Here is a 22,260-nt window from a genome sequence, read left to right as displayed (position 1 = left end):
AATAAATGACGTAGAAAAAATGAGAGGATGCGCATAAATTCAGTTTGTTTAAAAAATAAGGTAAGGCGTGTATTTGAATATCAAACAGTCGGCCTTACCTTGATTCTAGTCAGAAAAGAATATTAGATTATTTCTTCTCTTCTTTGATCGCTCTAGGTGCAACGACTTGTTCCATTAAGTCGTTATTCCATTTGCCATCCACTTTGATCTGAGCGGCTGCACCTAAGTTAACGGCTTCGATCAAGTTGTGGTTAAGGTAAACGTAAGTGCCAGGTTGTTTGAACGTGTACATTGCACCGCCAGCAGAACCAGCACCAATGACCCAGCTTTCGATATCTTGTACAGGAGCATCAGCTAAGTTACCACGTTCCCAAACATAGTCACCGTGACCACCGATTAAGTGAGGATATGACTGACGGTTTGCCTGAGAGTGATAAATCATCACAGTTTCACCAACTTTGGCAGTCATTGCGTTATCACCAGTGTAAGCACCTTTACGTTCCCCAAACACGACGTGTGTAGGGATAAGTTTATCCATGACTTCTTTGTCATCAGCAGAAGATTCTACGGCAGAAGCGTAACGTTTGTATTTACCGTTAGCATCTTTTGGAATGTAGAAGTCTTGTTCGCCGATGTAGTAAGCACGGTCGTAAGTGATTTTGTTACCGTTTTTGTCTTTAAGTCCGTCTTTTGGAATGACCAAAATAGCACCATTCATACCGTGAACAACGTGCCATGGGGTCATCGCTCCACCAGGTGCACAGTGGTAAACGAATACACCAGGTTTGATCGCTTTCCAACGAAGAACGGTTTCTTGACCAGGAGCAACGTGAGTCAACTCACCGCCACCCAAAGCACCAGTTGATGCGTGGAAGTCGATGTTGTGAACAAGTTTGTTAGTTTTAGGGTTTTTCAATGTTAATTCAACATAGTCGCCCTCATGAACGACGATCATAGGACCAGGAACAGAGCCATTGTAGGCAAATGCCCAAATGAATACACCAGGTTCTACTTCGATTTCTTTTTCTTCAATCGTTAATTCAACTTGAACTACACGAGGTGCGGCAGGAGCTTCTAATGTGTGTTCAGGAACGTTTGGAGGAGCAACGAGTTTTTGTTTGACGTGAACCAATTTTGATAAATCGGGGGCTTGTACGCCAACTTCATATCCTGGAATCCCGCCAGTAATAGCTGGTGTTTGTGGGGCTGCAAATGCTGCACCAGCAATGATTGCTGTTAATAAAGCTAATTTACGCATATTTAAAACCTCATAGTAGTTTAATCCTCTCTTATCTTTCTTATTTAAGAGATTGAAACTAATTGTTACTTAGTTGTGACAAAATGTAAATACTCCTTTTGGAGGATAGGAATACGGAAATTAATATGAATAAATTCAATTTAAATCAAAGAGTTTGATAAGATGATTTTGGTATCATTTTTCAGTGACGTGGTTTCGCTAATGTATCTCAATAACAACGTTTTTTAATTTTTCAGTCTTATATAAGATATAAGAATTAGAGTATAATAAACCATCTTAATTTTTGAAAAGGAAAGCATCATGTTGGAAGCGTACAATCAACATGCGGCAGAGCGTGCAGCATTAGGTATTCCTGCTTTGCCTCTCACCGCAGATCAGACAGCACAGTTAATTGAGCTATTGAAAAATCCACCTGCAGGGCAAGAACAGTATATTTTGGATTTATTTGTTCATCGCGTGCCAGCTGGTGTGGATAATGCCGCAAAAGTGAAAGCGTCTTATTTGGCGGCTCTTGCTTTTGGTGAAGAGTCCTGTTCATTGATTTCTGCTGAAAAAGCAGTGGAATTATTGGGCACGATGTTGGGTGGTTATAACATTCACCCATTAGTGAAGCTTTTAGATGATGCGAAGTTAGGTGAAAAAGCGGCTGATGCATTAAAACACACTTTATTGATGTTTGATGCGTTTCACGATGTTCAAGAAAAAGCGGCGGCGGGTAATGCCAATGCAAAAGCGGTGATTCAAAGCTGGGCCGATGGCGAATGGTTTACGAGTCGTCCAGAAGTACCTAAGAGTTTGAAACTGACTGTCTTTAAGGTAGATGGCGAAACGAATACAGACGATTTGTCGCCCGCACCTGATGCATGGAGTCGTCCTGATATTCCTTTACACGCTTTGGCGATGTTGAAAAACCCACGTCCGGGTATTGAGCCAGATGAACCCGGTAAAGTAGGTCCGATTAAGCTATTAAATGAGTTGAAAGCTCGTGGTAACCAAGTCGCTTATGTAGGTGACGTGGTAGGTACAGGTTCTTCTCGTAAATCTGCGACAAACTCAGTATTGTGGTGGACAGGTGAAGATATTCCCTTTGTACCTAATAAACGTTTTGGTGGTGTTTGTTTAGGTTCTAAGATTGCACCGATTTTCTACAATACGATGGAAGATGCAGGTGCGTTGCCGATTGAGTTAGATGTGACTCAAATGAAGATGGGTGATGAGATCGAATTGTTCCCATATGAAGGTAAAGTGGTGAAAAACGGTGAGGTGATTACGACTTTTGAAGTGAAGTCTCCTGTGTTGTTTGATGAAGTACGTGCAGGTGGTCGTATTCCATTGATTATTGGTCGTGGACTCACTGCGAAAGCTCGTGAAGCATTAGGTTTGCCACCATCGACTTTATTCCAATTGCCTAAAGAACCCGTAGATAGCGGTAAAGGTTATACCTTGGCTCAGAAAATGGTGGGACGTGCTTGCGGTTTGCCAGAAGGTAAAGGTGTTCGTCCAGGTACGTATTGTGAGCCTCGCATGACATCTGTAGGTTCTCAAGATACGACTGGTCCAATGACACGTGATGAATTGAAAGACTTAGCGTGCTTGGGCTTCTCGGCTGATTTAGTGATGCAGTCATTCTGCCATACAGCGGCTTATCCAAAACCTGTTGATGTACGTACGCATCATGAATTGCCAGCATTTATTAGTACTCGTGGTGGTGTGGCGTTACGTCCAGGTGATGGAGTGATTCACTCTTGGTTAAATCGTATGATTTTGCCTGATACAGTGGGTACAGGTGGTGACTCTCATACACGTTTCCCATTGGGTATTAGTTTCCCTGCAGGTTCTGGTTTGGTTGCATTCGCAGCGGCGACAGGCGTGATGCCATTGGATATGCCAGAATCTGTATTAGTGCGTTTCAAAGGACAAATGCAACCAGGCGTGACCTTGCGTGATTTGGTGAATGCTATTCCTTATTATGCGATTAAACAAGGTCTTTTAACCGTTGCAAAACAAGGTAAGAAAAATATTTTCTCAGGTCGTATTCTTGAAATTGAAGGCTTACCTGATTTGAAAGTGGAACAAGCCTTTGAGTTGTCTGATGCGTCTGCTGAACGTTCTGCAGCGGCATGTACGATCAAGCTAAATAAAGAACCTATCATTGAGTATTTGAATAGTAACATCACATTGTTGAAGTGGATGATTGCTAATGGTTACGAAGATGAGCGTACTTTGGCACGTCGTATCAAACGCATGCAAGAATGGTTGGATAATCCACAGTTGTTGGAAGCAGATCCCGATGCTGAATATGCAGCAATTATCGAGATCGATATGAATGAAATTCACGAACCTATCGTTGCTTGCCCGAATGACCCAGATGATGTGAAAACATTGTCAGATGTCGCAGGTACGAAGATTGATGAAGTGTTTATCGGTAGTTGTATGACAAACATTGGTCACTTCCGTGCAGCGTCTAAATTACTAGAAGGTAAACGCGATATTCCTGTACGCTTGTGGGTAGCACCTCCTACTAAGATGGATCAAAAAGAACTATCTGAAGAAGGTCACTATGGTGTCTTGGGTGTGGCAGGTGCTCGTATGGAAATGCCAGGTTGTTCATTATGTATGGGTAACCAAGCTCAGGTACATGAAGGGGCAACCGTGATGTCAACGAGTACACGTAACTTCCCTAACCGTTTAGGTAAGAATACCAATGTATTCTTGGGTTCTGCGGAGTTGGCAGCAGTATGTTCGCGTTTAGGTAAGATCCCAACGAAAGAGGAATATATGAGCGATATGCAAGTTCTTGAGAAAGACAAGCACAATATCTATCGTTACATGAACTTTGATCGTATTCCTGACTTCAAAGAAGTAGCCGATAGCGTGGAGATCTAATATCTGCTCCTTATCTTAGCTAAATAAGCCATCTATGTGTCATCACGTGGGTGGCTTTTTTTTGTGTGTGAAACAGTTAAGAAACAAAATGCTTTGGATTAAAAAAAATTATCCTATAATAATGTGCAATTTGGAAATCTCTTATAAGGATGTATGTCATGCTTAAAAAAATAATGCTTACTGCTGTTTTGGGGTCTGTTTTGGCGGGTTGTGCGGCAACAGGTGATAATTATGCGGCTGATGTATATAGACCTGGCGAATTAAATCGTAAGCAAGAAACGAGAGTGGTTAAAATTATTGAGATTATGCCTGCACGCGTTGAAGTCAGCAATGAAGAAAGTTCTAATATTATTCGTGTATTGGGCACGGTGGCTGGTGCGGTTATCGGTGGTGCGATTGGACATAATTTAGACAGCCAATCAGGTATGCTAGTTGGTGCTGGTGTCGGTGGTGCAGCAGGCTATGCAGGTGGTGCAACGGCTTCTAAACAAACTAACATCGTAGAAGGTGTGACACTGGTATATAGTGAGAACAATAAAGTATATAGTTCGACACAAGTTGGAAAACCATGTCAGTTTGCCAAAGGTCAAGCGGTCATGATTTCAACTTACGGTAAGGGTTCTGAAACTCGCATTCAGCCTAACGCTACTTGCGCGAAGTAATCATTTCTTTTTGTATAAATCTTCATTTGCCTTGCTTGTTTTTGAGCAAGGCTTTTTTTATGCGTAAAGGTGCAAAGAGTAGATCGAATAATAGACGAAAGCAAGGAAATAAGAGGTGATCAAGTGATCGAAAAATAGTAGATGAAGTTATGAGCAAAATAAACATTTTACTTTGTGGATGACATCACATATGCATTGACACTTTAGAAATGAAAGAGGAGTAAGGCTGTAAGGATTGGATGAATGGTGTTTGGTGATAGCGGGTGGTTAATAAACCATGAGAAGCAAGGAAATAAGGGGGGGATAAAAGAAAGAGGGGTTGTTAAGGTTGTGATTTTGATACAGAATAATTGTTTGTATCTTAAACACTTTTTTAAAAAATGATATGATGAAAAAATGTTTTTTATTGAGAGAGAAAAATGAAATTACAGAAACTCACTTTAATAACGTTGATGGGCTTGTTAGTCGTTGCTTGTGGAGATGATAAAGCAAAGACGGTAGAAGAGATGACGTTTCACGATAAGGCTTATTTCTTAGCAAATGAAAAAGAGGCCGATGAAAAAGTTTTGGAATGTGCGGTCGATTTAAGTTTGATGCCTAAAGAAAAGACGTTTAATTTTTTTGGTGAAAATGATGATGACGATCAAGATGGAGAGGATTTATCGAAGTTGTCGCCGAAAGAAATTGCTGATCGTGCTGAACAGAAAATTAAATTGATTAATGCGAAAAAATCGGAATGTCAGGCGGCTAAACAGGCACAAAGAGAAAATGCTCAGAAACGTATTAAGGAGCAGTTAACTAAAGAATTAGCGACTGCAGAAGCACAGTGGGTTGAAGATAATCTGGGATTTACGACTGAACAGTTGATTCAACGTTATGAAAGAAGTGATTGTGCCAGAACGTTTGATATGAGTGCCAAATGCCAAGTGGCTTATCAACACTATCAGAAAAACTTGTCAGACTACATCGACACCTTATCGAAAGATGATTACACAAGCTTATACGCGTTGCAAAAATCATGGTGCGAAAATCGTTTGTCTGATTTAGATCCCGCCTCAAAATGCGGTTTGTTGAGACAAAAATTAGATAGTACATTAAATGCGTTTAGAACAAATGCTAATGCCGAAGCGTTGTCTAATTTTGTACAAAAGAATTGTCAAGATTTGGATAGCTTGCAAGGTAAGGCGTGTTCAGACATTGTTCCTATTGTCCAAGAAAATACGCGTAAATTGCAGGCTAGCTTGAAAAATGATAAACAAGTTTTTGCTCAAAAGCATCATGCTTGCGTGGAACAATTAGCGCAGTATGCGAAAGATAATCAGTCAACGCCTGATAAAGTCTTAAATGCTTTCTTAAACACTAGTGCTGAGTGTACCCAAGTGGGGTTGACGGCCTTAGAGATGGGCTTGAGCATTGAAGAAGCGACCTTCTTAAAAGATATGGCAACGGAATAATGGATGAGAAAATTTAGATAGAGGGAACCAAGATGAAATTCTACCAATTATTAGGTTTAGGTTTGGCAGTGGCGGTGTTGACAGCCTGCGGTTCAAGCGATGATCCAGAAACGCGTTATAAAGAAGCAAAGAAAGAATGGGCAAAATGTCAAGCAATTCGTAACAGCGATGTTAAAAACTGGACAGAAAGTGATTTGTTTGAGTTTATGCAATCATGCGACGCTGCCAAAAGAGTGATTAATGAATATGAGGCAAAAGAAGAGAAAGCGTTGCGTGATAACAAACGTCGTCAAAAACTGGTTGAACAGGCAGTTTGGTTGAAAGCACATTTAGGTTTAAATCGCCAAGAAGTGCTAGAAACCGTTACGCAGGAATGTTCTCAAGATAAGAATGCACCGACGTGTGTGTCAGCAAAAGAACTGTATTCAGATATGTTGGCCGATTTCCAAAAGGAATTAGCGCAGTTTGATCTGAAAACATTAGATGGTTCATATGCTTATTTTTGTTCGAGTATTGAAAAGGATAAACCTTTTTCATATTGTAATGCGGCCTATGATGCATATACACAGCGTATTGTAGATGTGTTGAAAGACAATCCTGTGCCTGATTATGTGAAATATGGCAAGGCATTGGAAATAGAAATGGATTCATTGAAATGCGATGATCGCAAACACTCAAGTTTTGGGATAAAAAAGGATCCAGATACGTATCGCGATTGTACGATGATGGAAAAAGCTTTTGAACAGTCTAGAAATGCGTTCTTTGACAAGTTGAGAGGCAATCGTGAATTGCGTAATGAGCTGTTTGCGGTGTGTCGCGAAGAGTTAAAGACTTTGATAAATCGTGACTATCCAGGTGGCATGAAACGTCATTATGTTTACGATATTGAATATGCTTGGAAAAGTAAGAAGTGGGCAAAAGAAATGCCTGCAGCATGTCTCGGTCTCCAATACACGTTAAAAGCTTTGGGTAATGGAGATGTGAAATTAATTCACTTCTACCGTGACTACACCGCCAATGATCGTTAAGCCGAATTGGTGATAAGACGATTACGCCTCATGCGGGTTTCATCTGTGTGAGGCGTTTTCTTTTGCTTCTTTAGGCCTTATTTGAATCTCATGATTTAAGCGATGTAAATTATGCTTAGGGTTCAGGAGGGTAATGGCACCCTAACTCCTTATCCGCACAAAACCGTAGTGATTCTCCTGTGCACCCCACGCCACTTATAATCGCATTGACAGACATCACTGCTCATCCTCCATCCGCATTGAATTATTACTTACGCGTATCAAGCGATTTAAGGGATGTAAATTATGGTTAGGTTTCGGAGGGTAATGGCACGCCAACTCCTTATCCACACGAATCACTACTTACGTGATTGAACGATTTTTTTACTCATCAAATTCCTCAAACCCATCAATATGAGGCAGACAAAATTCACAACCAATATCGCATAACCGTACAAAAAGAAAGGATATTTTTGTTGTTTTATAACGACAAATTTTCTTTTTTCAATCATTTTAAATGTCACAATTTCATTTGATATGAATTGATAATAAGTTTTATTTATCTTTTTTCTAATATCCTACTGTTTTACTAAGGTATTGATTTTATCAGGGTAATTCCCGAGTTTTTTTGTCGGAAATAAAAATGATTTAAATCTAAATTAGAAAATTAAATGTTCATCTACTACTTTAGAACTAGTTGATACTAACCCATAGGTATATTTATAAGAATAGATGGGCTTGTTAGACTAGGGACGCTATTTGATAATATATGGAGAAATCATGAAATCATATAAGCCGTTTTGGTGGTTTTTAGGTATTGTCATGGTACTGATGTTTACCCTATTAGGTTATTTGGGTAAAGAAGTCTATAACGATGCTCCACCTATTCCAAATGCTTACGTTAGTGAGTCTGGAAATATTGTATATACAAAAGATGATATTTATGCTGGCCAGTCTGCATGGCAGTCTGTTGGCGGTATGAGTATTGGGACAGTTTGGGGACACGGTGCTTACCAAGCTCCCGATTGGACTGCTGATTGGTTACACAGAGAGTTGTTGAACTGGTTAGATATTCAAGCTCAGAAAAAATATGGCATGTCTTACGATCAGTTGACGGCTAGTGAGCAAAACGAATTGCAATTTGCATTGAAAACGGAATATCGTAAAAACACATTCAACGCTCAAACAGGTGTTGTAACGTTAAGCGATGATCGCATTGCGGCTATCGAAAAAACAGCGGCTTATTACGATAAATTATTTGGTAACGATCCTGAGTATCGTCAATCTCGTGAGCATTTTGCCATGAAAGAAAATACGATGCCAAGCGTTCAAGATCGTGCTAATTTAGGTGCTTTCTTCTACTGGTCTGCATGGGCGGCTTCTACAGATCGTCCTGGTACAGATGTTACCTACACTAATAACTGGCCACATGAGCCTTTATTAGGCAATGTACCGACAGCTGAAAACATCCTTTGGTCTATCGCGTCAGTAGTATTGTTATTGTTCGGTGTAGGCTTGGTGATTTGGATTTGGGCGTTCTGTACCAAACATGAAGAAGACCATTTAGTGGCTCCTTCAAAAGATCCATTGACTTTGATCAGCTTAACTCCTTCTCAAAAGGCCTTATGGAAATATCTATTGGTCGTAGTGGCTTTATTCTGTGTACAAGTGTTGTTAGGTGGCTTCACCGCTCACTATACAGTGGAAGGTCAAAGTTTCTACGGTATCGACGTTTCTTCATGGTTGCCTTATAGCTTAACAAGAACATGGCACGTACAATCAGCGATTTTCTGGATTGCAACAGCATTCTTGGCAGCTGGTTTATTCTTGGTGCCTATCGTTAACGGGGGCAAAGATCCTAAGTTCCAAAGAGCAGGCGTAAATATTTTATTTGTGGCCTTGCTTGCGGTCGTCGCATTGTCATTCTTGGGTCAATTCTTGGCTGTGAATAACATGATGCCTCGTGACTTGAACTTCTGGTTCGGACATCAAGGTTATGAGTTTGTGGAAATCGGACGTTTCTGGCAAATTTTATTGTTTGTTGGTATGGTGTTCTGGTTAATCTTGATGTTAAGAGGCGTTTGGAGTGCCTTGAAAGCACCAGGTGACAAGAGTCTATTGTGGTTATTGACATTGTCTGTAACGGCTATCGGTTTATTCTACGGTTCAGGTTTCTTCTATGGCGAGCATACTAACTTGTCAATCATGGAATACTGGCGTTGGTGGATCGTTCACCTATGGGTGGAAGGCTTCTTTGAAGTGTTTGCGACAACAGCGATTGCCTTTATTTTCTACAACCTAGGTTTGGTGGGCTTACGTACAGCAACAGTTAGCTGTATCTTGTCAGCGGTCCTATTCATGTTGGGCGGTATTCCAGGTACATTCCACCACTTGTACTTCTCAGGTACGACAACACCTGTATTGGCGGTGGGTGCCATGTTCTCTGCATTAGAAGTAGTGCCTTTGATCATTCTTGGTTATGAGGGTTATGAAAACTGGCGTCAACAACATCGTGCACCATGGATGTCTAGCTTGCGTTGGCCAATCCTTTGCTTTGTGGCAGTAGCATTCTGGAACATGTTGGGTGCAGGTGTGTTTGGTTTCTTGATCAATACGCCAGTGTCATTGTTCTACGTTCAAGGCTTGAACACAACAGCTAACCACGGTCACGCAGCATTGTTTGGTGTGTATGGTTTCTTATCATTAGGCTTTGTATTGATGATTCTTCGCTATATTCGTCCAAACATGCAGTTCAGCAATAAACTGATGTCTTGGGCATTCTGGACGATGAACATTGGTTTAGCGTTGATGTTGTTTACAAGCTTGTTGCCTGTAGGTATTATCCAAGCTCACGCTTCAATGAGCGAAGGCTTGTGGTATGCTCGTGGCGAAGAGTTTATGCAAACTCCTATCTTGCAAACATTGCGTTGGGTAAGAACATTTGGTGATGTCGTCTTCATCATCGGTGTATTCTGCGTGATGATTCAAGTTGTAAAAGGTTTAGCAAAACGTTCATAATTCGCTTAAATCTTCATACCCGTCTCAAACGAGGCGGGTTTTTTTATGCCCAAAAAAACACTTGTCACCAACGAAACGCCAACACTCCTCGATTCGCGTATCAAATCACGCCAGCAGCTTACCTAACGTGGCGATCTTTCATAGTGGTTGTATGTTTAAACGGCATTCAAAAAGTCGGCGTTTGTGAACTCCTTTAGATTTGCGTCTGAAAAATATACTTGTCAGTGACAAACGCCAGTATTCCTCGAACCTCGCCTTTTGATTCATTGAGATTTTTGCGTATAATCCCTCATCGCTTGTTTGCTAAATAACCATAGTTGGATTGGGGCTGATGGGCAAAAAATGTTTTTTAATATCAACAAACTAAAAATTGGCCTCAAAAGAAGTTTAATTAAAATCAAAAAAAGTTTTAATAATTCGATAAAACGGGCAGAAAATCTGTGTGAGATGGGCGAAAAGTGCTAAAATCTAACAGTTTAACGACTCTATACGGAATTTCTATGTCCAATATTGCTCAATATTTTCCTATATTATTGTTTATTGCAATCGCTACTGGTTTGGGCATTTTCTTAGTGTTTCTAGGTTCGTTTTTGGGTCCTAGAAGAAAGTATGCTGAGAAAGACTCTCCCTACGAATGTGGTTTTAACCCGTTTGAAGACGCACGCATGAAATTTGATGTGCGTTATTATTTGGTTGCAATCTTGTTTATTTTGTTTGATTTAGAGGTAGCGTTTGTCTTTCCATGGGCAATTGCAAACGGTCATGTAGGCTTAGTTGGCTTCTGGACGGTGATAGTGTTTTTGGCAATCTTAACCGCTGGCTTTGTCTATGAGTGGCGTAAAGGTGCCTTGGATTGGGACTAAGCAGTTGGAGAAAGTATGTCTGAGAATGTGATGAATAAACAAGGCTTCTTGGTAACGACCGCAGATAATGTATTAAAGTGGTGTAGTTCGAATTCTTTATGGCCGATGACATTTGGTTTGGCGTGCTGTGCGGTAGAAATGATGCACGCATCCTGTGCTCGTTATGACCAAGACCAGTTTGGTATTATTTTCCGTCCGAGTCCACGCCAATCTGATGTGATGTTGGTGGCTGGAACCTTGACAAATAAGATGGCAGGTGCTTTGCGTAAGGTTTATGACCAGATGGCTGAACCTCGCTGGGTGGTGTCGATGGGATCCTGTGCAAACGGTGGTGGTTACTACCATTATTCCTATTCCGTTGTCAGAGGATGTGATCGCATCGTGCCTGTAGATATTTACGTGCCGGGTTGCCCGCCAGCTGCTGAAGCATTGATTTATGGCATGATGCAACTTCAGAATAAGATTCGTCGTTCCAATATGATTAAGCGTGAAGCTTAATGGGAATGTGTTTTGTGACTAAAAAAGGTCTTTCAAATGACACGCCTTGAACAATTAAAAGAGAATTTGCTTGCTGTTTTTGGGCAAGAATACGAGATAACGGAGCATGTGGGTGAATTAACACTTCACGTCCCCGTGGAAAAGTGGATTGAAGTCTGTACTCAGTTGCGTGATGATGAACGTTTAAAGTTTATCTCAGCAATGGACTTGTGTGGAGTGGACTATTCGACTTGGGGACAGCCAGGTAATGGTCCTAAACAGCCTTTCCCAGGTCGTTATGCAGTGGTTGTGAATTTATTGTCCGTTCCAAAGAACTGGCGTTTGCGTGTGCAGACATGGGCTAAGAGTGATGATTTTCCATCTGTACCATCTTTGGTTACTGTCTGGAATCCATTGAATTGGTTTGAAAGAGAAGCGTTTGATATGTATGGCATCGTATTTGAAGGCCATCCAGATTTAAGACGTATTCTTACGGACTATGGTTTTATTGGACATCCGTTACGTAAAGATTTCCCCGTTTCTGGCTATGTTGAAATGCGATACGATGAAGCACAAGGGCGTGTGGTCTATCAGCCAGTAACAATCGAACCTCGAGAAATCACGCCACGAGTTATTCGTGAAGAGGGTTATGGAGCAAATCATGTCAGAGATTAAGAATTATACGATTAACTTTGGTCCGCAGCACCCTGCCGCTCACGGTGTATTACGTTTGATTTTGGAGCTAAATGGTGAGACCGTTGAACGTGCTGACCCGCATATTGGCTTATTACATCGTGGTACCGAGAAGTTGGCAGAAACGAAAACATTTACCCAAGCGATGCCTTATATGGATCGTTTGGATTATGTATCGATGATGTGTAATGAACACGTTTATGTGAATGCGGTAGAGCGTTTGTTAGGTATTGAAGTACCGATTCGTGCCCAATACATCCGCGTGATGTTTGATGAGATTACCCGTATTTTGAATCACTTGATGAGTGTGGGTTCTCACGCTTTGGACGTGGGTGCCATGGCGGTTATGTTGTACGGATTTAAGGACCGTGAAGATTTAATGGATTGCTATGAGGCGGTGTCAGGGGCTCGTATGCACGCGGCGTATTACCGTGTAGGTGGTGTGTATCGCGATCTGCCAGATAGCATGCCTCGTCACACGTTTGAACCTAACAAATACCACAACAAAAAGGCCATCGATCGCATGAATGAAGACCGTTCGGGTTCTTTATTAGATTTTATCGAGGCTTTTACCCAACGCTTTGATCATCATGTGGATGAATATGAGACCTTGTTAACGGATAACCGTATTTGGCGCCAACGCTTGGTGGACGTGGGTATTGTGACACCAGAAAGAGCGATGGAGCTTGGTTTTAGTGGTCCGATGTTACGCGGTTCAGGTATTGCTTGGGATTTGCGTAAAAAACAACCGTATGAGGTTTATGATCGCCTTGAATTTGATATTCCAGTGGGTAAAACTGGGGATTGTTACGATCGTTACTTAGTGCGTATGCAAGAGATGCGTGAAAGTAACCGTATTATCAAACAATGCGTGAAGTGGTTGCGTGAAAATCCAGGTCCTGTGATGGTGGAGAATCATAAGATTGCACCGCCTAAACGTGCGAAGATGAAAACAGGGATGGAAGAGTTGATTCACCACTTTAAGTTGTTCTCAGAGGGATATCCCGTGCCAGCAGGTGATGTGTATGCGGCAGTGGAGCATCCAAAAGGCGAATTAGGTGTGTACATGGTGTCAGATGGTGCCAACAAGCCTTATCGTTTGAAGATCCGTTCTCCCGGTTACGTTCATTTGCAATCGATTGATGAGATGGCTCGTGGACATATGTTGGCCGACGTGGTGACGATTATTGGTACACAAGATATTGTGTTTGGTGAAATTGACCGTTGATTTCAGGATAAGAATATGTTGTTAACTCAAGAAGCGTACAAAAAGATTGATAAGGAATTGGCGAAGTATCCTGCCGATCGTCGTCAATCTGCCGTGATGTCTGCATTACGTATTGCTCAGCAAGAAAAAGGCTGGGTATCAAATGAAGTCATTCAAGATATCGCTGAATACATTGGTATGCCTCCTATTGCCGTTCAGGAAGTGGCTACTTTTTACAATATGTATGATTTGAAACCAGTGGGTAAGTACAAAATTACTGTATGTACAAACCTGCCCTGTGCTTTGCGTGATGGTGAAGTGGTTGGTGAGTACCTAAAAGAAAAATTAGGTATTGACTACAACGAAACGACACCAGATGGATTGATTACGCTAAAAGAGGGTGAGTGCATGGGAGCTTGTGGTGATGCCCCTGTCATGTTGGTCAATAATCTTCATATGTGTGTTCGTATGTCCAAAGAACGCATTGATGAAATGCTAGAAGACATCAAAAAAGAAGAGGGTCAATCATGAAATTTTTAGAAAAATATGGAAATGGTATGACACCTAATCCAGGTGGAAACTGGGAAAACAGTATGTCTTTGCACAATCGTCATATCCAGCCACAGATCTTGGCAGGATTAAATGGCGAGAATTGGCATATTGAAGAATATATTAAACGCGGTGGCTACGAGGCTTTGCGTAAGGTATTGACCCAAATGCAACAAGACGAAGTGATTGAGCAGATTAAATCATCTGTTTTGCGTGGTCGTGGTGGTGCAGGGTTCCCGACAGGCCTAAAATGGAGCTTCATGCCTCGTAATTTACCTGTGGATAAGTATTTGGTCTGTAACTCGGATGAGGGCGAGCCAGGTACGTTTAAAGATAGAGAAATTCTAAGATGGAATCCCCATACTGTTATCGAGGGGATGATTATTGCTGGTTATGCCATGGGTGCTTGCACAGGGTATAACTACATTCATGGTGAAATTTTTGAGGTCTATGAGCGTTTTGAAGAAGCCTTGGAAGAGGCTCGTAAAGCAGGCTTTCTTGGCAAAAACATCTTAGGCACTTCTTTCAGCTTTGATATTCACGCTCACCATGGTTTTGGTGCTTATATTTGTGGTGAAGAGACGGCCTTGTTGGAATCTTTAGAGGGCAAAAAAGGCCAGCCACGTTTCAAACCGCCTTTCCCAGCTAGTTATGGTGTGTTTGGTAAACCTACAACAATTAACAACACAGAAACATTCGCGTCCGTTCCTTGGATTATTCGCAATGGTGGCGAAGCGTTTTTAAATGTAGGTAAACCCAATAACGGCGGCACAAAACTTTTTTCTATCACGGGAGATGTGGAATTACCTGGTACTTATGAGATCCCGATGGGTACGCCGTTTTCTAAATTGTTAGAGTTGGCAGGTGGGATGCGTGGTGGACGTAAGTTAAAAGCCGTGATTCCAGGAGGATCTTCAGCACCTGTGATTCCAGGTGACCAAATGATGGAATTAACGATGGACTATGATTCTATCGCTAAAGCAGGATCGATGTTGGGTTCAGGTGCGGTTATCGTGATGGATGAAACTCGTTGCATGGTGAAATCTTTGCTTCGCCTTTCTTATTTCTATCATGAAGAAAGTTGTGGACAGTGTACTCCCTGTCGTGAGGGAACAGGCTGGCTATATCGCATTGTGAATCGCATTGAGAATGGACAAGGTCGTCCTGAAGATTTAGAGTTATTGGATTCTGTAGCAGGTAATATCATGGGTCGCACCATCTGTGCTTTAGGTGATGCAGCCGCCATGCCTGTTCGAGGTTTCTTAAAACATTTCCGTAATGAATTTGAATACCACATTGAACATAAAACATGTGTGGTTCCTAAATACCGATAGGTCAAAAAATGGTTGAATTAATAATTGACGGTAAACCCGTTTCTGTGCCAGAAGGTAGTATGGTGATGGATGCAACCACCAAGTTAGGTGTGTTTGTTCCTCATTTTTGCTATCACAAGAAATTATCAATTGCAGCGAGCTGTCGTATGTGTTTAGTGGAAGTCGAAAAGGCTCCCAAAGCATTGCCAGCCTGTGCAACGCCCGTGACAAATGGTATGGTGGTATATACATGTTCGGCTAAGGCTGTTGCTGCTCAACAAGCGGTGATGGAGTTTTTGTTAATTAATCACCCACTGGATTGTCCGATTTGTGACCAAGCAGGTGAATGCCAATTACAAGATATCGCCGTTGGTTATGGTAAGGACGGTACGCGTTATCAAGAAGAAAAACGTGTCGTCTTTCATAAGAACTTGGGGCCTTTGATTTCAGCAGAAGAGATGGCTCGTTGTATCCAATGTACACGTTGTGTGCGTTTTGGCGAGGAAATTGCAGGGATTCAGGAACTGGGCATGATTAATCGTAATGAGACTTCTCAGATTACGACATTTATGGGTCAGTCGGTCAGCTCTGAGATTTCGGGTAACGCGATTGATATTTGTCCCGTTGGGGCGTTGACCTCTAAACCATTCCGTTATTCTGCACGTACATGGGAGTTGGCACGCCGTTACAGCATTACACCGCATGATAGCGTGGGTTCCAACTTAGTCGTCCAAGTTAAAGGCGATAAAGTGATGCGTGTAGTGCCTTTTGAGAATGAAGACGTTAATGAATGCTGGATTAGTAACCGTGATCGTTGGTCTTATGAGGGCTTAAATGCTGAAGATCGCTTAACGACACCAATGATCAAAGGTGATGATGGCGTATGGCGTGAATCTTCGTGGTCAGACGCGATTACGGCTGCAGCACAGGCGTTAGGCCAGATTAAAGAGACTCAAGGTGCTGATAAAATCGCGGCATTATCGACAGACTATGCGACATTAGAAGAATTGGGTCTGTTGTCACGTCTCATGAAAGGTTTGGGATCAAAACACATTGATAGCCGTTTGCGTTTGGTGGATGCTCGTTTTGATGAGGGACGTGCAGGTGTGCCATGGTTAGGCACGTCTATCGCAAGTCTAAATAAAGCAAATCGCGTGTTGGTGATTGGATCGGATATGAGAGCCGAACATCCTTTATTAACACAGCGTTTGCGTCAAGCAGCAAAATCAGGTGCGAAGATTGCTTTGATTGAAAGCGTTGGTACCGATCCTTATATCAAAAATATTCGTCATCACGTTGTGTCTCCTGCTGAGATGGCTTCGGCCCTTGCAAAAGTATGGGATGCTTTGAAAGGTCAGGAAAATGAATATGCTAGCACCGCAGCAGCCTTGAAAGAGGGAGGTGAGCATGCTTATGTATTCCTTGGTAATATGGCGATGAGTGCCCCAGATGCGTCTAATTTGGTGGCTTATGCCCAAGCGATCGCTCAAGAAATCGGTGCCAAATTAGGTTATTTGACATCAGGTGCAAACACAGTAGGTGCTTATTTGGCAAAAGCTGTTCCTCAGAAAGGTGGCTTGAATGCTAGTCAAATGGCTGATAGTGATTTAAGTGCCTTTGTGGTTTTGCATGCAGAACCTTTGTTAGATGCAGAAAATGGTCAGAAGTTGGAAGCAAAATTAGCCAATAGCTTTAGTATCGCATTAACTTCTTATCGTAGTGCTGCAGAAAAATGGGCGAAGATTATGTTGCCTGTTGCTCCTTTTACTGAAACTTCAGGTACCTTTGTGAATGCTGAGGGACGAGTCCAAAGCTTCAAAGGTGTGGTACCAGGTAAAGGTGAAAGTCGTCCTGCATGGAAAGTATTGCGAGTGCTTGGTAATATCTTGAAGTTAGAAAACTTTGAAGATGAAAGCACAGAAACAATCAGAGATGAGATCCTCAGTGAAGAAGTGAGTGCTTTGTTGAATAACGCGTATCAGCTTGCACCTAGCACACCTACTTCATCACAAGGGTTACAACGTGTAGGCAATATCCCTGTTTATCGTTCTGATGCGATGGTAAGACGTGCAGAGGCCTTACAAAAAGACAACCATAGCTTGCCACCAAAAGCCTATATGAATGAGTGGACAATGGGCCAATTAGGGGTGACAGCAGGTCAGTCTGTTAAGGTTTCTTCATCGCAAGGAAGTGTAACGTTAGAAGCAGCGGTGGCTAACCAGTTAGCAAACCATACCGTGAAAGTGGCCCAGTCTTTTGAACAAACAGCGGTGTTAGGTAGCTCATTTGTAGAACTAAAAGTGGAGTGCGTTTAAATGAATATTTGGTCTTGGTTTACGGATTTTATTCATGCACTTAATGCGTGGGGAACAGGTCTTGTTGGAGAGACGCTTTGGACGATTATTTGGTACGTAATTTGTATTCTTGTGATCGCTTTCCCTGTCATTATCAGTGTGGCATTTTTAACGCTATGGGAACGCCGTATGATCGGTTACATGCACATCCGTCGTGGTCCTAACCGTGTGGGTCCGGGCGGTATCTTGCAACCTTTTGCCGATGTATTGAAGTTGTTGACGAAAGAGGTGTTAACACCCTCTAAAGCTAACAAAATTCTTTACTACATTGCACCCGTTATCGTTCTTGCTCCCGCTTTGGCAGCATGGGCTGTGGTTCCCTTTGGACCAGAAGCTGTGTTGGCCAATGTAAACGCTGGTTTGCTTTACATCATGGCGATTACCTCATTAGGTGTTTATGGGGTGATTATTGCGGGTTGGGCATCTAACTCAAAATACTCTTTCTTGGGAGCCATGCGTGCATCAGCACAAATGATTTCTTATGAATTGGCAATGGGCGTGGTGTTGTTAACCGTATTGCTAGTGACAGGTTCTTTGAACATGAACAGTATCGTGATGAGTCAGACCAGCGGTTGGTTTGCTGATCACGGAGTGACGTTTATGTCATGGAACTGGTTGCCTTTGTTGCCATTATTTGTGATTTACGTGATTTGTACGGTCGCAGAAACGAACCGTCACCCATTTGACGTGGTAGAGGGTGAATCTGAGATTGTAGCGGGTCATATGGTGGAATATTCAGGTATGGGATTTGCTTTGTTCTTCCTTGCTGAATACGCCAATATGTTGTTATTGTCAGCGATGGCAAGCATTATGTTCTTGGGCGGTTGGTCATCTCCTTTGGATTTTGCTCCTTTTACATGGATCCCAGGCTGGGTATGGTTGGCCATTAAAACCGTATGCGTGGTTTCGTTCTTTATTTGGTTTAGAGCGACATTCCCTCGTTACCGTTACGACCAGATTATGCGTTTAGGCTGGAAAGTCTTCATACCTTTAACAGGTGTATGGTTCTTGGTCGTTGCCATTTGGATGCAAACACCTTTTAATATTTGGAAATAGGAATATGAGTATCAAAAGATTTTTTAGTAGCTTACTGCTAACCGAAATGCTCAAAGGTATGGCCATAACGGGAAAATATTTCTTTAAGCCAAAGTTTACGTTGATCTATCCGCTTGAGCATACACCTACTTCTCCACGTTTTAGAGGCTTACATGCACAGCGTCGTTATCCTAATGGTGAAGAACGTTGTATTGCCTGTAAATTGTGTGAGGCCATTTGTCCTGCGATGGCGATTTCGATTGAGTCGCACGTTCGTGAAGACGGTACACGTCGTACCACTCGTTACGATATTGATTTGACGAAATGTATTTTCTGTGGCTTCTGTGAAGAAAGCTGTCCAGTGGATTCCATTGTTGAAACGCATATTCACGAATACCATGGTGAAAAACGTGGTGATTTGTATATGACAAAAGAAATGTTACTGGCGATTGGCGATAAGTATGAATCAGAAATTGCTGCTCGCCGTGAAGCTGATGCACCATATCGCTAAGGGGTAATTATGACATTTACTGATTTTCTGTTTTATGTCTTTTCATTGATACTGATTGTTGCGGGTTTACGCGTCATTACAGCACGTAGTCCTATCGTAGCGGTATTGCATTTGATTTTGACATTTTTTACAGCTTCAATGCTTTGGATGTTATTAGGAGCTGAGTTTTTATCTTTGTTATTGATCGTCGTGTATGTAGGAGCCGTCATGGTGCTGTTCTTATTTGTGATCATGATGATCGATACAGTGCCAGAACAATTAAGAGCAGGCATCAAAGCCTATTTGCCTTTAGGAATCCTAGTGGCGGTGGTGATGGTGTCAGAATTAGGTTTTGTGTTAGCTAGCAGCTTTACAGACGGTTCGAGCATCGTTTTGCCTGAAGGCTACAACAGTACACTAGAAGTAGGTAAATTAATGTACCAAGAATACACCTATGCAATTCAAATTGGTGCCTTAATTCTGTTTGTGGGTATGATTGCAGCGATTTCGCTTACCCTCCAAAAACGCCACAATCCAAAGTATGTTTTAGTGGGTGAACAGCTTAAAGTTCGTGCAAAAGATCGTTTAACAGTGGTTTCTATGCCTGCCGAAGTGGAAACGAAAGCGGAAGCAGAAACGACTGAGGCAACAGAAGAAAAAGGAGTTCAATCATGACTTTATCGCATTACTTGATTTTAGGCGCGATTATGTTTGCGATTGGCGTCTTTGGAATTTTCTTAAATCGCCGAAATTTAATTAATTTGTTGATGTCCATTGAGTTGATGTTGTTGGCAGTGAATATAAACTTTGTTGCGTTTTCTAGCTGGATGCCGACACCTGAGGGGATTCCTGATCCTCATGGACAGATTTTTGTATTTTTTATCTTGACGGTGGCAGCGGCAGAAGCGGCGATTGGTTTGGCGATTCTAGTCTTGTTGTTCCGTAAGATAAATTCTATCAACGTGGACGATTTAGATAGTCTTCAAGGTTAAGGGGAAAATTCAAATGACACAAACATTTTCCGCAACCTTTTTGCTGTTGATTGCATTGGCACCTTTATTTGGCGCGATGGCGGCAGGTTTATTTGGCACAGGTTTCTTTAGTCGCTGTGTCAGTCGCAAAGGTGCTCAGTCTATTACGATAGCTTTGGTTGCTTTTTCATTTTTTAGCTCAGCTTGGGTCTTATACCAAGTGCTGGCAAATGACTACAGTTTTAACCAAAGTCTTTATACGTGGTCCTTGTTGGGCAATAAAGTTTTTGAAGTCGGCTTTATGATTGATTCGTTGAGTGCTACGATGATGGTTGTAGTGACCAGCGTATCTTTGATGGTACACGTTTATACCATTGGTTATATGGCCGATGATCCAGGTTATCAGCGTTTCTTTGCGTATATCTCTTTGTTTACCTTTGCCATGTTAATGCTGATCATGGGTAATAACATGATGCAGTTGTTCTTTGGCTGGGAAGGGGTAGGCTTGGTATCGTATCTTTTGATCGGCTTCTGGTACACCAAACCAACAGCTATTTTTGCAAACCTAAAAGCATTCTTGGTTAACCGTGTGGGTGACTTTGGTTTTGTTTTGGGGATTGGTTTGATTTTTGCTCATGCAGGTAGCATGAACTATACCGAAATCTTCGCTCAAGCAGAAACCTTGTCTGAACAAACCGTGACAGGAACGGGATGGCCTTTATTGACGGCAGCTTGCTTCTGTTTATTCGTCGGTGCCATGGCAAAATCTGCACAAGTACCTTTGCATTCATGGTTGCCTGATTCCATGGAAGGTCCTACGCCGATCTCTGCGTTGATTCACGCGGCGACCATGGTAACAGCGGGTATCTTCATGGTGTCTCGTTTTTCACCTTTGTTTGAATTAGCACCTACCGTCTTGTCTATCATCACCGTTATCGGTGCGATTGGAGCGTTATTCTTAGGCTTGCTAGGGATTATCCAAAACGATATTAAACGTGTTATCGCTTATTCGACCTTATCCCAATTGGGTTATATGACCGTAGCACTGGGTGTATCAGCTTATCCCGTGGCGGTTTTCCATTTAATGACACACGCATTCTTTAAAGCCTTATTGTTCTTGGGTGCGGGCTCAGTGATCATCGGTATGCACCACGATCAGGATATTCGTCATATGGGTGGCTTGCGTAAATATATGCCCATTACTTGGATAACCTTCTTGATTGGTACATTAGCTTTGGTGGGTACACCGTTCTTCTCTGGTTTTTACTCAAAAGAACAAATTATCGAAGCAGCTGCAGAAAGCCATATTTGGGGACATACCTTTGCTTACTATGCAACATTATGTGGCGTATTCGTGACTTCGTTATATTCATTCCGCTTGTATTTCCTAGTGTTCCACGGCAAAGAACGTTATGATCAAGCCGAACATCATGGACATCATGGCGGAAAACCACATGAATCCCCTTGGGTAGTGACGTTACCTTTAGTGTTATTGGCGATTCCATCGATTATTATCGGTGCTATCGCGGTGGACTATATGTTGTTTGGTAGTTACTTTGCTCGAACTATCACGATCCATGAAAATCATGAAGTGATGAGTGAGTTGGCTCAAGCATGGCATGGTTGGGTGGCGTATGGCTTACATGCCTTTACTTCAGTGCCTTTCTGGTTGATGATCGCTGGTTTAGTGGTGGCTTGGTACGCTTATTTGATCAATCCTGCGTTACCTCCTAAGATTTATCGTGCTTTAGTACCTATTAATTCAATCCTTGAGAATAAGTATTTTGTGGATTGGGTGAACGAGCAAGTGGTGGCACGTTTTTCTCGTGCATTAGGTCGCTTCTTCTGGCTTAAAGGCGATAAAGGGGTCATCGATGGTTATCTTATCGGTGGTGCAACTCGATTGGTGGCAGGATTAGCTTGGATGAGTAGAATCTTGCAAACAGGTCGAATTTATCACTATGCCTTTGCGATGATCGTGGGAGTAATCGTGTTAATTTCAGTTTTTGTTTTGATGAACTAA

At 42.0% G+C, this 22,260-nt stretch carries 18 protein-coding genes; 17 read left to right on the top strand and 1 reads right to left on the bottom strand.

Features of this window, described 5'->3' with window-relative positions; all coding sequences use genetic code 11:
• Window positions 1-127: 127 nt before the first annotated feature.
• Window positions 128-1,258, bottom strand: a complete 1,131-nt coding sequence (gene nirK, locus IX83_RS07530) for a copper-containing nitrite reductase (protein WP_038500958.1) — start codon at window positions 1,256-1,258, stop codon at window positions 128-130.
• Between the two features lie 300 nt (window positions 1,259-1,558).
• Between nirK and acnB the strand changes: the two genes are divergently transcribed.
• From acnB to nuoL, 17 genes are all read left to right on the top strand, one after another.
• Window positions 1,559-4,144, top strand: coding sequence for a bifunctional aconitate hydratase 2/2-methylisocitrate dehydratase (gene acnB, locus IX83_RS07525; protein ID WP_038500955.1), 2,586 nt, complete (start codon window positions 1,559-1,561; stop codon window positions 4,142-4,144).
• Between the two features lie 158 nt (window positions 4,145-4,302).
• Complete coding sequence (locus tag IX83_RS07520; RefSeq protein ID WP_143244837.1) at window positions 4,303-4,806, top strand: outer membrane lipoprotein; 504 nt, start codon at window positions 4,303-4,305, stop codon at window positions 4,804-4,806.
• Between the two features lie 419 nt (window positions 4,807-5,225).
• Window positions 5,226-6,260, top strand: a complete 1,035-nt coding sequence (locus tag IX83_RS07515; RefSeq protein WP_038500952.1) for a hypothetical protein — start codon at window positions 5,226-5,228, stop codon at window positions 6,258-6,260.
• Window positions 6,261-6,292: 32 nt separating this feature from the next.
• Complete coding sequence (locus tag IX83_RS07510; protein WP_038500949.1) at window positions 6,293-7,288, top strand: hypothetical protein; 996 nt, start codon at window positions 6,293-6,295, stop codon at window positions 7,286-7,288.
• Between the two features lie 759 nt (window positions 7,289-8,047).
• Window positions 8,048-10,285 carry a nitric-oxide reductase large subunit gene (locus tag IX83_RS07505; protein WP_038500945.1) on the top strand — a complete coding sequence of 746 codons (2,238 nt, stop codon included), beginning with the start codon at window positions 8,048-8,050 and terminating at the stop codon, window positions 10,283-10,285.
• 500 nt (window positions 10,286-10,785) lie between these two features.
• Window positions 10,786-11,148 (top strand): NADH-quinone oxidoreductase subunit A, encoded by a 363-nt coding sequence (locus IX83_RS07500; RefSeq protein WP_038500942.1) that lies wholly within the window; start codon window positions 10,786-10,788, stop codon window positions 11,146-11,148.
• 15 nt (window positions 11,149-11,163) lie between these two features.
• Entirely contained in the window at window positions 11,164-11,646 is a 483-nt protein-coding gene (locus IX83_RS07495) for a NuoB/complex I 20 kDa subunit family protein (RefSeq protein WP_038500939.1), read from the top strand.
• Between the two features lie 36 nt (window positions 11,647-11,682).
• Window positions 11,683-12,300, top strand: a complete 618-nt coding sequence (locus IX83_RS07490; RefSeq protein WP_038500936.1) for an NADH-quinone oxidoreductase subunit C — start codon at window positions 11,683-11,685, stop codon at window positions 12,298-12,300.
• On the top strand, window positions 12,287-13,546 hold the full coding sequence (locus tag IX83_RS07485) for an NADH-quinone oxidoreductase subunit D (RefSeq protein ID WP_038500933.1): 1,260 nt from the start codon (window positions 12,287-12,289) through the stop codon (window positions 13,544-13,546). The genes IX83_RS07490 and IX83_RS07485 overlap by 14 nt, the downstream gene beginning before the upstream one ends.
• A 15-nt stretch (window positions 13,547-13,561) precedes the next feature.
• Complete coding sequence (gene nuoE / locus IX83_RS07480) at window positions 13,562-14,056, top strand: NADH-quinone oxidoreductase subunit NuoE (RefSeq protein WP_038500930.1); 495 nt, start codon at window positions 13,562-13,564, stop codon at window positions 14,054-14,056.
• Window positions 14,053-15,408: an NADH-quinone oxidoreductase subunit NuoF gene (gene nuoF, locus IX83_RS07475; RefSeq protein ID WP_038500926.1), complete on the top strand. Its 1,356-nt coding sequence runs from the start codon at window positions 14,053-14,055 to the stop codon at window positions 15,406-15,408. The genes nuoE and nuoF overlap by 4 nt, the downstream gene beginning before the upstream one ends.
• Before the next feature lie 8 nt (window positions 15,409-15,416).
• Window positions 15,417-17,702 carry an NADH-quinone oxidoreductase subunit NuoG gene (gene nuoG / locus IX83_RS07470; protein WP_038500923.1) on the top strand — a complete coding sequence of 762 codons (2,286 nt, stop codon included), beginning with the start codon at window positions 15,417-15,419 and terminating at the stop codon, window positions 17,700-17,702.
• A complete protein-coding gene (gene nuoH, locus IX83_RS09040; protein ID WP_038500920.1) occupies window positions 17,703-18,797 on the top strand; it encodes an NADH-quinone oxidoreductase subunit NuoH in 1,095 nt (364 codons plus the stop codon).
• Window positions 18,798-18,801: 4 nt separating this feature from the next.
• A complete protein-coding gene (gene nuoI / locus IX83_RS07460) occupies window positions 18,802-19,287 on the top strand; it encodes an NADH-quinone oxidoreductase subunit NuoI (RefSeq protein ID WP_038500918.1) in 486 nt (161 codons plus the stop codon).
• A gap of 9 nt (window positions 19,288-19,296) precedes the next feature.
• On the top strand, window positions 19,297-19,941 hold the full coding sequence (locus IX83_RS07455; protein WP_038500915.1) for an NADH-quinone oxidoreductase subunit J: 645 nt from the start codon (window positions 19,297-19,299) through the stop codon (window positions 19,939-19,941).
• Window positions 19,938-20,258, top strand: a complete 321-nt coding sequence (nuoK, locus tag IX83_RS07450) for an NADH-quinone oxidoreductase subunit NuoK (protein ID WP_038500912.1) — start codon at window positions 19,938-19,940, stop codon at window positions 20,256-20,258. Before IX83_RS07455 ends, nuoK begins: the two co-directional genes overlap by 4 nt.
• A 13-nt stretch (window positions 20,259-20,271) precedes the next feature.
• Window positions 20,272-22,260, top strand: coding sequence for an NADH-quinone oxidoreductase subunit L (gene nuoL / locus IX83_RS07445; protein WP_038500910.1), 1,989 nt, complete (start codon window positions 20,272-20,274; stop codon window positions 22,258-22,260).

The sequence above is a fragment of the Basilea psittacipulmonis DSM 24701 genome (assembly GCF_000743945.1).
In the GTDB taxonomy this organism is placed as follows: Bacteria; Pseudomonadota; Gammaproteobacteria; order Burkholderiales; family Burkholderiaceae_B; genus Basilea; species Basilea psittacipulmonis.
The sequence above is the reverse complement of the archived record's forward strand: the minus strand, read 5'-3'. Positions and strand labels throughout refer to the sequence as shown.